Below are 12,431 nucleotides of genomic sequence, written 5' to 3'. Positions count from 1 at the left end.
GGCGTCGCGTTTGCGCTTCCATTCGAACGTTTCGTCCCAATCGGGGAGTTTGGCGGGGGGGAGGGGGACGATCTGGTCGATGTCCGGGACTTTGGCGCCGAGGTGTTCGTATTTATTCAAAAAGTTACTTATAAGGCTATATCGCCGTGATCGTTCACTATCAATATCGGCTGCTAAGTAATAGGTTTCGTTGCTTGTCTTGCTGTAGTTAAATGCCTCTCTAAGTCTGCGCGCTCCAGCCGGATTTCCGAATTTAGATGCTGATTGATAAGCTTCAAGAGCTTCAATGAATAGACCTTCATTCTTTCTCGATACGCCGTATCTCAGCGCCGCCTCGCGATGTCCCTGTTCCATGGCGCAGCGCATCATCGCAAGTGGGATGGCTCCAGCTTTACCAGTCTTCGCCAATAAATTAGCTACGTAATATTGAGCCTCCGGATTTCCATAGTCAGCAGCGCGTCTGAAATAGTAGCGAGCTGCTTCAGCATCCTGCGTAACACCATATCCGAGTTCAAGATAGTGACCCATATCATAGTAAGCTCCTGGGATGCTGCGGTTAATCAAATCTTCTACCAAATCAATAGTTTCTTTCGCGGGCCGCGGGGCGTTGGTTAGGCCCTGTGATAGCAGGGCTTGCAAGTTTTTCGCAGCACGATAGTGATCATGCGCGGCGGCGATCCGATAGTAGCGCGCCGTCTGATCGAAATCCTTTGGCCCGGAAAGTTGGGATAGGTGTAATCCATATTGATATAGGCGATGTGCATCTGGGTCCAGTGGAGGCAGACGATCTTTTTCATGAATACATTCAAACTCTAATCGTTTGAACGCGACTTCCCAATCTGCTTTTTCTGGAATAAATGATGTCATTGGCTTGTCTCCATAATCACAACCAGCTAAAGATAAAATAAGTGCGAACAATGATTTCCGATAAAAATTGCATTTAGTCAACATTTTTGCGGCTCGGGCTGAGTCGTAAGAATTCCACGAGCGAACAAGCGGGTTTCCGTAGTTTGGCTTGGCCCATGGGGTCTCGACGATCATTGTTTTCAGTCAGCACATCACTCCATTTCTGATATTCCGTTGATATGTCATCAGTCGATGTGTTGCCCCCCGTATGCAACCCCCACAACTGCCTCCTCAACGGCCGTGCCACCGCCGGATCCTCGACGCATATATTCAACTCGCTGTCCGAACTCATACTCCGCTCATTGATATTCGCCGAGCCCAGCGTGGTAAACACGTCATCGACGATCATCAACTTGCTATGGATATAAACCTCCAGCCAGTTATCGGGTGGGGAGTCGGGGGCGACGAGTGTGCAGATATGAACTTTCAATCCGGGCACTTCGGTCGGAGTTATCGGTGTCGTTTTCACACTTTGAACTTGTTTGGCTAGTTCTTCGCATTGTCTGGCCAATTCATCCCGTTCGATTTCCAACCGTTCGATTGGGCCGGCCAGCTTGCCCATGGCGTCTACGCGGTCGTAATAGGCCGTCAATTTGCGTAACGCGGCAAAGTGCTCCTCCCGCAGCGCATCGAGCTTCGCTTGCCAGTAGTCATCGTGTTCGAGACGCGCCACAGAGGGCATGACTTCACTGCGACCCAACTGCCGAAGCATGCGGAACGTGCCGAGTGCGCCGTCGGCCATGCCCTCGTCGGAGGAGTTGGTGACGACGAACAGGTGCAGGTAGCCGTGTTCGCCGGGGTCGCGGCCGCCTTCGGCATGGCGTCGGGCGATGTCGACAACGGCGTCGGCGAACGGCTTCCAGCGGAAGTACTGGTTCTCGATGTAGATGAACTGGGTCGCGTTCTTGACCGCCTGCAGGTACATGGTCCGGATGTCGCGCTTGCCGGCCTCGGTCTGAGTGCGCAGCACTTGCGCCATCATCGGCGGCCCGAAACCCTTGCGCGGTTTGAGATTGGCGGCGAGGGGCTCACGGGCGGTCTGCAGGTCAATGCCGGTTGCTTTAAGCCAGGCCTGGGTGAAGTTGGCGTTCAGGTCCTGGAGCACCGGGCCGGTGACGCGGCTGGATATGTCCTGGCGCGGCGTAGAACCGTTGCGGCCGGACACATCATCCGCAGGAGCATAGGCGTGGTCGTCGCGGTCCCAATAGGGGTCGAGCATGTTGTGGCCCATGACGAACCCGACCGCGCGGTCAGCGTGTTCGTAGTCCACTAGCACCATTTTTTGGTGATGGGTGGGGATCACCGACATCGCCGCCGCCTTGCCGGCGGCCTCAAGCTCTGCCGCGCCTTGCTCTCGGGAGCGGGTCCATATTTGGTAGGCAATCTCCGCTCGGTCGGCCAGGCCCAGGTCGCGGACCGCAAACTCGATGTTTTCGAAAGGCCGCGCGCCCGCCTTGAACAGTTCTTGTGCCAGTAACTTGGTTAACCGGAAGCCCTTCAGTCCGGGGAACACCCTCTCCACCAGCGAACTGGCGCCGGTGTCAGGGGTTGAGGCGCGGCGGTACCATTCCCAGTCATACGCTTGCTGCCACGTGGATCGCCAGTCGCCGGCGTGCGATGCAATAGAGGCCACGTTGCGTCCTGGTGTCATGTTCTCCGCGAACATCGCAGTCAGGTGCGCGCTGTCGGACCAGCACAGCACGCGCACCTTCACGCCAAGAGAGGCTTTATTGACCAGCAATTCGCCGATGCACTGCGCCTGACCACCGCCGCGCTTGAACTGCATCGAAGGCTGAAACCCCCAGCAAATGATCTCCACCGAATGTTTTGCCGCCATGATCGCGTCGTGGACGGCGCCGAATGCTCGTTCGCCATTCACCAGCGGCTCGAAGGTCGCAGGCTTGGGCGAATACTCGCTGCACTCGACCATCCAGCGCTGATTCATGACGGCCGATGAGGTCTGGCGGGTGGCGATGGGGCAGGTGATGCTGGGTGTGTTCATCTTCAGGCTTCCGTGTCTGGATGGTTGAGGCGGTCGTAGTCTTCGCGGTACTGACTGGGTGCTTCGCCCGAACCGGGCGTCAGGCTGTGTTGATGGCGATGCAGGCCGCGGTTGGCGCGTGCGCCGTTGTCCTGATCGCCGAGGTAATCACCGCTGACCGGGATGTCATAGCTGGCGCCGTTGGCCAGTTCGACGCGGTAGCGCGAGCGGGATACCCGGTGCTCGACGCTGATTTTCCCGTCCCTCGACATCACACCCTTTTCAATCTCGACCCCGTCGGCGAACACTGTGTAAGGCATGCCGGTCCACGGCTGGTGACTGGCGGCGCTGCTTTGCCCGGCCAGCAGGGTCAGCGTCTGGCCCGCCGTGCTTTGCGGCCACGGCGTCTGCTCGCGGTCCATCTGGCTGGCGTTGCCGATGGTTTTCTTCGCCGCCTTGATGTCTATGGTGCCGGGGGCGTGAATCTGGATATCGCCGTTCTTGAGGCGGATAAAGGCACCGCCGCAGGTCAGCAGAATTTCCTCCTGGGCAGCGATCTCGATGGTTCGCGCCGTGGAGGTGATGCGTACGCTGTCTTTGGCGGTCAGTTCGATGGCGTCGTCCTGGGCCTGAATCTCTACCTTGCCCTTCGCGGCGAACAGCTTCGCCCCGGCGTCGCGGGCAAACAGGCTGATGCTGCGACCCACACTGACCAGCAGCGAGCGTGCACTGGCGAGGTTGATGTCTTCACCGCTGGAGAGGCTGGTGTGGCGGCCGCTGTGCAGCTGGATGTTCTCCGGCGTGACAGCGGCGATGTCGGCGGGCGCGGAAGCGACGATCAGCGGCGCGTCATAGCCCTGAGAGGTCGCATTGCCCTGACGGAGGGAATGCGTGGCGGCCTGATGCAGCCGGTTCAGGTTTTCGAGGCCTTCCTCCAGCGACAGGGCATTGTGCTGACCGGCGCTGTCGGACAGCGCCGTCACGCGCTGCAAGGCGTCGCTTAACTGCTGGCCGGCCTCGCTGCTGTCCAGATGCCCGCTTTGTGCCTTGGTGCGCCGCCAGGTGCTGAGGTACAAACCCTGCGGCGCGCGAATGGCGCCGGAGGCATCGGTGCGCAATTCAAACCCGTCACCGCGCCACGCGCCGCGGTGATTACCCTGTTGATCGACCAGGCAGCCGAGGTTCAGTTGGCTGTGGCCGTGACTGCTATGGATCTGCGTGCGCAACTGCGCCGTGGTGTCGTCCATGACCCAGTGGTTGTAACCGAGCCCGTCGATTTCCTGACTTTTGTAGCCGCTCATCCGGCCCGTGGAATGCCACGCCGGTTTGTCGCCGCCGTAGACCTGGCCGAGGATCAGCGGGCGGTCGATGTCGTTGTCGAGAAAGGTGACCACCACTTCTTCACCTGCGCGCGGCACGTACACACTGCCCCAACCGGCGCCGCTGCTGTTTTGCAGCATGCGCAGCCAGCAACTGGGTGCTTTTTCCGGTGATCGGAGGCGGTCCCAGTGAAAGCGCACGCACACTCGGTTCAGCACGTCGGTTTGCACAGGCCCGCCATTGGGCGCCACGACCGCCGCGGTCTGCGGCCCGGGGTTTAACGGTTTGTCGTGTTCGAAAGCGCTGCGGTACGGGACGTCCTGGCGTTGGGCCTCGAACGCGTTGCAATAAAATCCTTCGCCTTTCTCGGACGGCTTGTCGGCGCCCAGCTCTTTCAGGCGCGATTGCAGGCTGCCGGGGCGTTCACGGCGTGTCAGTGCAACGGGTAAATTGCTTTGCGCGAAGAACTCGACGGCGATCAGCAGAAACGTACGGCGTTTAGCGGGCCCGTCCTCATACAGCGGATGCCCGCGCAGCTCGAACCCATTACCCGGGAGCATGTGCCGGACGCCGCCATGGCCGGTGATGCGCCGCGCGGCTGATTCCACCTGCTCGATTTGCACCCGTGTCTGCCAGTTGCCGTCGTCTTCGCTGTGCCACGCGTACTGGCCTCGGTATTCATAACGCTCGAGCGTCTTTGCCGCACTCGGTGGATTGAGCCCCATGGACCGAGCAGACAGCGGCTGGCGGTGGGCCCGGTAATTGTTGCTGCTCCACAGAACGTGGCCATTCAGCAGCGTGTCGGCCTGACTCCATTCCACGATGCTGTCGTGGTCCAGCGCGGCCGTCTGGGTGTGAAAAGGCAGCGCTTCCGGCTCCAGCGGCGGCAGGTCAAGGACGCTGTCGACGAACACAATCCGGTGCTGGTCAGCCTCATGGACGACGTACCAATAGATGCCGGCCTGCTCGCACCAGCGCTGCACAAAGTGGGCGTCGCTTTCGTTGAACTGAGTGACGTAGGACTGCGGCGGGTGCTCGTGGCGCAAGTTGAATTCATAGCGGCCTTGCGCCTGGGGGTGCCCTCGGAATACGTCGGTGAAGATGTCGATCATCGTCATGTCTTGCCAGATGCGGCAGTCCTGACGGTATTCCAGCAGGCTGAACCACGGCGCGAATTCGAGCTGCCAGTCCTGCAAACTGCCGTCGCTGCCGAGGTAGCGCACGCTGCCCACGAAACCGTGTTTGTAACTGTGGCTGCCGTCGGCGCGCTTGATGGCGAGGCGAACCGGCTCGCCGATCACTTGGTGGGGGTCGAGGCGTGTCGATTCGCTGACGACGTCCACGCAGTAACGCGGGATTCGGCCGAGTCGCTCGACGCCGTGCACGCGCACGGCCAGCAGCGGCTCGGTCAGTGGCGTCTTGAGTTCGAGCAGGCGTCCTTCCTGGCTGATGCCAGTGAGGTTGAAGGCAGAGTGTGTTGCGAAGGTCATGTCGGACTTCCTGTCGGGGCAGTGGGCACGGTACGGGGGGTAGCGATGATCGATCCGCTGCTTGAACCGCTGTCGGTAAGGTCCAGCACCCATTGGGCCTGGCCGGTGGAGGCTTGGGCCGCCAGGCAGCCGAGGGCCATCCGCGTCCATTCGGCAGCGACGGTCCCGACCTGGCCGCACAGCGACGGGGCCTGAAACTGCTGATTGAAGGTCTGCTCGGGGGCGGTATTCGCGGTATCGGTCCGCGCGTCCCGCTTGAGTGAAACGAGGGATACCACCTCACCCAGGGGCGCCGGATCCGCAGCGTGTGCGTTGGCCGGCAGAGTGGCCCAGCTGTCGATGCTCAGGCACAGATGGCCGGGCATGCTCAGGTTGCCGGACAGCAATTCGGCAAGCCACGGCCCCGGTGCCTGGCCGGCGATACGGAAACCGCCACCGGGCAGCCACGCCTGGGGCCACACACCCACCACGGTTTCGAACCAGACGAGTGGATCGACATGGGACGGCGGGAACAGATGCACTTCAACCTGCGTCCAGTCCGCAACTCGCTCGAGCAGCGGGCACTGGGTCAGGGTCGCCTGCAGCAGTTCCATGGCGCGGGCGAGCGGGTCGATCGAGGGCAGAGGAATCGCGTCGATCTCGATCCGCCGCAACAGTCGGCGCGAGCCGTTGGCAGCCATCAGCCTTGGGTCGTGACTCAGCGCGTTCGCGTGCCTGGGGATGTCCTGGACAGGTAACCGCTGATCCAGGGAATGCCCGGGCAGTCGGAGCCAGACGTCCTCGACGCTGACGCTCTGCGCGCAGAAATCACCTCGGGGTTTGGCCCGGTCCAGCAGGCGCTGGGCGGCTTCCTGCGCCAGGCGCTTTTCGGAAATTCGGTCGTACATGTTCCGCCGCGGCCGGATGTCATGCTGAGGGGCATGAGGCAATGGCAGCTCGACAGGTTTGCCGAACAGTCGCTTGATAAATGCGTTCATAAGGACCCCTACAGAATGCGGCAGTCATCGTGGGTCGCGACGAGGGCGTCGCCGCACAGCAGGCGATCCCCGTCGCGGGCAATGGGCCGATCATCGACGAGGCAGGTTTCATCCCCTTCGGCGATTGCACAGGGGCCGTGAAAGCAGAGCACGTCGTCGCCGTGGCGGGCGACTTCGAGACCGTGCAGGAACGTGGAGGGCGAGCCTTGAATGACTCGACCGCCTTTGAGGGTAGGGTCGTTGAGAACGATGATGGGGCGCATGACGAAACTTCCCTGAGATGTGGCCGCGGCGAGCGTCCATGCTCCGGTGCGTTTGAGCCGCGAAATTAACACAGGGTCAGGGCCTTGAAAGTGGCACAGATTATTTCAAGACGCGTCCTACTTTGGCGCGGTGAAGAGTCCTACACGCGGGCGTGATGAGGTTCGCATTTTGATCGAACAGGCGCGGTTTGGAGGGGGGTTGAGCGGGGCTGGAGGCGTTGCGGGATTGGATCAGGACGCGCTATTGGATGTGCGCGTTATGGGGGAGGCGATGGCAGCGGATGTCGGCAACCGGCCAGCACGCCCTGAAACGCGCCAGCCGGTCATCACAAACGATCAGAAATCGTCGTCTTTGTCGAAGCGTCGCGCTTCGCGCTGCAGCTGATACACGAAACGCTCAACCTGACGCTGCACCAATCCACTCATGTTGTGGAAGCGCACACCGGCGAACGTGGTGTTGATCCTTTCTTCGAAGTGCAGATAGCGCAGTTCGACCGGCGTGGTCATGTTGCCGAAGGGCAGGGAGGCGATGAAGCGCTCATAGACCTGGCCCAGTTGCATGCGCTCGGAGATATCGCCCTCAAAGCGCAGCTTGCAGCCGGTGGCGGAGACATCCAGCAGTTTGCCGCGCAACGGAAATTTGAGCCGGTCGCCGCCAATCTCGACATCAATCAGCGAAGCCAGCTTCAGGGCCGCGCGAAACGCGTTACGGCGCTGGTGATAGACGACTTCTTCAGGGAGAGGGCCGCGATAGCTGCGCGGCTCTTCGATCACGGTCAGCTGGGCTTTGCTTTCCCAGGCGATGCGCACACCGTCGTGAAAACCTTCGACCCGGAAGGGCTCACCGCTGGCAAGGAAACGCTCGCCATCTCGGGGGATCATCTCGTCGAAAATGACCTGGTTGGTGTCACGGTCGACGTCGATCACGTAACTCTGAAAACGCTGGGTGCGTTCGTGAAACGTGATGATCAACGGGTCATGACTTTCCATCAGCAGCCGCAGATTGGCGGCGATTTCCAACGGGGTGGTCAGTACCTTCGGGGGCTGCGGAACATCGTCCGCGCTTGAGGCATTCACGGTCTATCCATCTCCAGGCAAATAACGGCAGCGTGCAGCGCGCGGCATATTGCCACCACAGTGCGCACCTTGATACAAGAACTTACGCCTGGCTGAGCGGACGCGGCCTGGCTTTGCCCGACGTCGAACCGCGACTGTCGTACAGCGTGGGCGTGTCGCCGCCGTTGAGAATCCTCAACTGCTGTGCCGTGGTGAGTTGCTGGAGCTGGATAAGGCTGCCGTTCTGTTCGTTGGCCGCCTGGCATTCACTCATCAGCGCGCTGAGTTCATCGCCTGCGGTCAACAAGGCTTCACCCACTGACGAATGTTTCGCCACTTCTTCGAGTCCCGCTCGATTGGCGGGCAGACCCAGGCTGGTCATCAGCTGGGTACGTCGGCGTCCATGCTGCTCGAGCACGATCACCAGCGCCTGTTTCTGCGCCAGGATGTGTTCCATCTCGACCATATTGCGCCCGTGAAGCGCCACTGACTCGGCCTTCAGGATGTCCAGCAGATGCCGGGTTGGCGCAATGTCGTCCGTGATCAGTTGAAGCAATGTAGTGTCTTGCATCGCATGCCCTGGTGTTTAAGCGTCCAGAAGCCCCTGCGCAGACCTGGGGCTAGCGCTGGGCTTCGAAGTTAAGCAGTTTGCTTGCAACACGATTGCTGTCGACCTTATAGCTGCCGTCGGCGACCGCCTGCTTCAACTCAGCCACACGGGCGCTGTTGACGACAGGCTGATCACGCAACGAATCACTGATCTTCTGCAACTGTTGAGCTTCGCTGCTCAAATGTACTGCCTCACCGCTACCGGGCACGCTCGAGGTGCCGCTGACCGCTGCCGTAGCTTCGGTTTTGCTGGCTTCCTTGGTGCTGGCAGTACGTGTTGTACCGCCAACGGTAGTGGAGCTGTTCAAACGATTGAAGTCGATGACCATGATTGAAAAACCTCTGGGTTCTAGGACGCTTGCCTTGGTTTCGGCCAGACCCGGAATAACTTTAGGGCCCGTGCGAAAACAGTCTCGAATGGACTTCGCACGGAGCACAGGGGTTCCGAGTGTAGGAAAAGCGCAAGCGCAGCGCCAGAGGTCTTACCTTCACATGTCAGTTACATAGCGACCTCGACTTGCCCGGGCGCAACGATATTGGCCTTGATCACCCGTTGGGAGTTGAGGTTCTTCACCCGTATTTGCTCGTTGAAACCGCCGTCGGACAAGGCTTCGCCCGGCATGCGCACGCTCATTGAACCGCTGCGCGCACTGATCACCACCTGGTCGCCCTTATGGACCATTTGCGGCTGATCGAGGTGGACGGGCGTCAGGATCTGGTCGATGACCGTTGGTCGGACAACTTTTTGCCCGACTGCCTGATCGACTGAATCCAGGAAGCCTTGCCCCAGCAGGCTGACGTCGCGTTCGCGCAGCGCCACATCGTTTTCCGTCACGATTGCGTCGCGCTTCATGGGCCGGACGGCCGTGACCACATTGCGGTAAAGGTGTACCTGGGCCGGCACAAACACCGTCCACGGGGACGTGCCTTCGCAGCGAATCTTCACGGTGACGCGGCCGATGGGCTGGGCCGGGCTTTCCAGTGAGGCTGTCAAATCCTTGTCGCACAGCGGCATGCGCAGACGCGGGTCCAGCTGTTTGACTTCAATTTCGTAGCGGCCGGCGGTTTGGTTGGTCGCCATGTAGTCTTCAACTGTGAATTCAAGAAAGCCCTGGGTCACGCCGATAAGTGTTTCAGGCAGGGTCATGTTGTCCGCCCGGCTCAGGCTGGCGGCACACAACAGACACAGCGCGACCAGCACGCAGAGAAAGCTGCGGGTTGCGGGTGCCGGGCGTCGGGATACTGTCGTTTGTGTGTTCATGATGAGTAAATAGCAAGGCCCGTGCCGCTTACCGTTCCGGTAGCGCAATTGGTCGTTTTGGGAGGTGTGGTGCATGGCTGGTGTGATGGATTCAGTAAACCAGCGCACTCAACTGGTCGGGCAGAACCGCCTTGAACTGTTGTTGTTCCGGTTGGACGGCAAGCAGTTGTATGGGATCAACGTGTTCAAGGTAAAAGAGGTGCTTCAGTGCCCGAAACTTACCCATATGCCCAAATCCAGTCCGATTGTGCGCGGTGTGGCAAATATTCGTGGCGGGACTATCCCGATCCTCGATCTGGCGTTGGCGACCGGTGGCAAGCCGCTGGCTGACATTACCAATTCATTCGTGATCATCACGGAGTACAACACCAAGATTCAGGGCTTCCTGGTGCATGCGGTGGAACGCATCGTCAACATGAACTGGGAAGACATTCATCCGCCACCCAAGGGCACCGGTCGCGACCACTACCTCACGGCAGTGACGCGTCTGGACAACCAGCTGGTGGAAATCATCGATGTCGAGAAGATCCTCGCCGAAGTGGCGCCGGTCTCCGAGAACATCTCGGTCGGCGTGGTCACGGCGGAGGTGCAGCACAAGGCGCTGTCGCTGCGTGTGCTGACGGTCGATGACTCCTCGGTGGCGCGCAAACAGGTGACGCGTTGCCTGCAAACCGTCGGCGTGGAAGTCACGGCGTTGAATGACGGTCGTCAGGCACTCGATTTCCTGCGCAAACTGGTGGATGAAGGCAAGAAGCCGGAAGAAGAATTCCTGATGATGATTTCCGACATTGAAATGCCGGAGATGGATGGCTATACCCTCACTGCGGAGATTCGCAGCGACCCGCGCATGCAGAAGTTGCACATCGTGTTGCATACGTCGTTGTCCGGCGTGTTCAACCAGGCGATGGTCAAGAAGGTCGGCGCGGATGATTTCCTGGCCAAGTTCCGGCCAGACGATCTGGCGGCGAGGGTGGTAGATCGTATCAAGGCGGCAGATATCAGCTGAGGAGGGGTTTTCCTCCTTGCTGTTCACATGATTTGAGAGGCGGCATGTCTACAGGTAATTTGGATTTTGATCAGTTCCGGGTATTCCTGGAAAAAGCCTGTGGCATTTTGCTGGGTGAAAATAAGCAGTACCTGGTTTCCAGCCGCCTCAACAAGTTGATGGAGCAGCAGTCCATCAAATCGTTGGGCGAGCTGATCCAGCGGATCCAGACTCAGCCGCGCAGTGGTTTGCGTGAGCAGGTGGTGGATGCGATGACCACCAACGAGACGTTGTGGTTTCGCGACACGTACCCCTTCGAGGTGATGAAGAACAAGGTCTTGCCCGAGGCGATCAAGGCCAGCCCTAACCAGCGTTTGCGCATCTGGTCGGCGGCGTGTTCGTCGGGTCAGGAACCGTATTCGCTGTCGATGACGATCGATGAGTTCGAGCGCAGTAACCCGGGGCAGTTGAAGTCGGGTGCGCAGATTGTGGCGACGGATTTGTCGGGTCTGATGTTGAACAATTGCAAGACGGGTGAGTACGACAGTCTGGCCATCGGCCGAGGGTTGTCGCCGGACCGTCTGCAGCGTTTCTTCGATCAGAAGACGCCAGGGCGCTGGACGGTGAAGGCGCCGATCAAAAGCCGTGTGGAGTTTCGTTCGTTCAATCTGTTGGACAGTTATGCGGCGTTGGGCAAGTTCGATATCGTGTTCTGTCGCAACGTGCTGATTTATTTTTCGGCAGAGGTGAAGAAGGATATTTTGCTGCGTATTCATTCGACGTTGAAGCCGGGGGGGTATTTGTTCCTGGGGGCGTCGGAGGCGTTGAACGGGTTGCCCGATCATTATCAGATGGTGCAGTGCAGTCCCGGGATTATTTATCAGGCCAAGTGATTGGCTGCGGTTTTGCTTTGATGAGAACCCCGCTTAGGCGGGGTTTTTTGTTTCGTGTTGGCGCTGAGATTGTTGGCTGCCTCTTAGCCGGAGCGGCGCTTAGAGGGGGCTGCCTAACGGCAGACATTTCGCCTTCGGCGAGTTACTTGGAAAAGCACCCCAAGTAACCAAGGGTGCTTGCTCCTGGTTGGGCTCCTCCTTCGTCGGAGTACCTTCACTCCGGTCTCGCTCCGTGGGCCCGCGCCGAACGGGCATCCATACCCTGACGGCGCTCTCGCCGCATCCATGCGGCTCGGCCCACTGCGCGAGACCTGCGTTCAGCCTGCACCCAAGTCGCGTTCGGCGGTGACCGGACCGTTTGCGTATGAAGATCAAAAGCACGGCAACGGCAACGGCAACGGCATTCGCGAGCAAGCTCGCTCCCACAGGCAGGGTGTCTGATCAGCAAAATAGCAAGCGCCTGCACTGGCCTCTTCCCGGCTAAAGCCGGTCCCACTAACCGCAGCGCATGCAGTCCGTAGGACTGGCTTCAGCCGGGAAGCTTTTGATCTTCGTACGCAAAAAGCTCAAACACCGCAGAACGCGACTTGGGTGCAGGCCGAACGCAGACGACGCGGAGTGGGCCGAGCGGCATGGATGCCGCGAGAGCGCCGTCAGGACATGGATGTCCGTTCGGCGCGGGCCCACGGA

Annotated in this window: 11 protein-coding genes; 2 read left to right on the top strand and 9 right to left on the bottom strand. The window is 59.8% G+C overall.

The window, feature by feature from the left end; genetic code table 11:
• From QMX88_RS26675 to flgA, 9 genes are all read right to left on the bottom strand, one after another.
• Window positions 1–867: SEL1-like repeat protein (locus QMX88_RS26675; RefSeq protein WP_282373263.1), on the bottom strand; the 867-nt coding region annotated here is incomplete at its 3' end.
• Between the two features lie 73 nt (window positions 868–940).
• Entirely contained in the window at window positions 941–2,908 is a 1,968-nt protein-coding gene (locus QMX88_RS26670) for a phospholipase D-like domain-containing protein (RefSeq protein WP_282373262.1), read from the bottom strand.
• Between the two features lie 2 nt (window positions 2,909–2,910).
• Window positions 2,911–5,697 (bottom strand): type VI secretion system Vgr family protein, encoded by a 2,787-nt coding sequence (locus QMX88_RS26665; RefSeq protein ID WP_282373259.1) that lies wholly within the window; start codon window positions 5,695–5,697, stop codon window positions 2,911–2,913.
• Complete coding sequence (locus tag QMX88_RS26660) at window positions 5,694–6,674, bottom strand: hypothetical protein (RefSeq protein WP_282373258.1); 981 nt, start codon at window positions 6,672–6,674, stop codon at window positions 5,694–5,696. The genes QMX88_RS26665 and QMX88_RS26660 overlap by 4 nt, the downstream gene beginning before the upstream one ends.
• 8 nt (window positions 6,675–6,682) lie before the next feature.
• Window positions 6,683–6,937, bottom strand: coding sequence for a PAAR domain-containing protein (locus QMX88_RS26655; protein WP_282373257.1), 255 nt, complete (start codon window positions 6,935–6,937; stop codon window positions 6,683–6,685).
• A 336-nt stretch (window positions 6,938–7,273) separates the two neighbouring features.
• Window positions 7,274–8,014, bottom strand: coding sequence for a flagellar brake protein (locus QMX88_RS26650; RefSeq protein WP_192172657.1), 741 nt, complete (start codon window positions 8,012–8,014; stop codon window positions 7,274–7,276).
• An 82-nt stretch (window positions 8,015–8,096) separates the two neighbouring features.
• Window positions 8,097–8,564, bottom strand: a complete 468-nt coding sequence (locus tag QMX88_RS26645) for a flagella synthesis protein FlgN (protein ID WP_074893095.1) — start codon at window positions 8,562–8,564, stop codon at window positions 8,097–8,099.
• 49 nt (window positions 8,565–8,613) lie between these two features.
• Window positions 8,614–8,931, bottom strand: a complete 318-nt coding sequence (gene flgM / locus QMX88_RS26640) for a flagellar biosynthesis anti-sigma factor FlgM (RefSeq protein ID WP_192172656.1) — start codon at window positions 8,929–8,931, stop codon at window positions 8,614–8,616.
• 170 nt (window positions 8,932–9,101) lie between these two features.
• A complete protein-coding gene (gene flgA, locus QMX88_RS26635; protein ID WP_282373256.1) occupies window positions 9,102–9,863 on the bottom strand; it encodes a flagellar basal body P-ring formation chaperone FlgA in 762 nt (253 codons plus the stop codon).
• A 73-nt stretch (window positions 9,864–9,936) separates the two neighbouring features.
• Between flgA and QMX88_RS26630 the strand changes: the two genes are divergently transcribed.
• Window positions 9,937–10,869, top strand: coding sequence for a chemotaxis protein CheV (locus QMX88_RS26630; protein ID WP_192172654.1), 933 nt, complete (start codon window positions 9,937–9,939; stop codon window positions 10,867–10,869).
• Between the two features lie 44 nt (window positions 10,870–10,913).
• A complete protein-coding gene (gene cheR / locus QMX88_RS26625; protein WP_192172653.1) occupies window positions 10,914–11,741 on the top strand; it encodes a protein-glutamate O-methyltransferase CheR in 828 nt (275 codons plus the stop codon).
• The last annotated feature ends 690 nt before the right edge of the window (window positions 11,742–12,431 follow it).

It is taken from the genome of Pseudomonas sp. PS02290 (assembly GCF_029960075.1).
GTDB lineage: Bacteria > Pseudomonadota > Gammaproteobacteria > Pseudomonadales > Pseudomonadaceae > Aquipseudomonas.
The sequence above is the reverse complement of the archived record's forward strand: the minus strand, read 5'-3'. Positions and strand labels throughout refer to the sequence as shown.

Bases quoted from the DNA above. Each gene is read 5' to 3' on its own strand.
- flgM (WP_192172656.1), bottom strand. From the start codon at position 8,931: ATGGTCATCGACTTCAATCGTTTGAACAGCTCCACTACCGTTGGCGGT.
- QMX88_RS26655 (WP_282373257.1), bottom strand. From the start codon at position 6,937: ATGCGCCCCATCATCGTTCTCAACGACCCTACCCTCAAAGGCGGTCGA.
- cheR (WP_192172653.1), top strand. From the start codon at position 10,914: ATGTCTACAGGTAATTTGGATTTTGATCAGTTCCGGGTATTCCTGGAA.
- QMX88_RS26665 (WP_282373259.1), bottom strand. From the start codon at position 5,697: ATGACCTTCGCAACACACTCTGCCTTCAACCTCACTGGCATCAGCCAG.
- QMX88_RS26630 (WP_192172654.1), top strand. From the start codon at position 9,937: ATGGCTGGTGTGATGGATTCAGTAAACCAGCGCACTCAACTGGTCGGG.
- QMX88_RS26645 (WP_074893095.1), bottom strand. From the start codon at position 8,564: ATGCAAGACACTACATTGCTTCAACTGATCACGGACGACATTGCGCCA.
- QMX88_RS26660 (WP_282373258.1), bottom strand. From the start codon at position 6,674: ATGAACGCATTTATCAAGCGACTGTTCGGCAAACCTGTCGAGCTGCCA.
- flgA (WP_282373256.1), bottom strand. From the start codon at position 9,863: ATGAACACACAAACGACAGTATCCCGACGCCCGGCACCCGCAACCCGC.
- QMX88_RS26670 (WP_282373262.1), bottom strand. From the start codon at position 2,908: ATGAACACACCCAGCATCACCTGCCCCATCGCCACCCGCCAGACCTCA.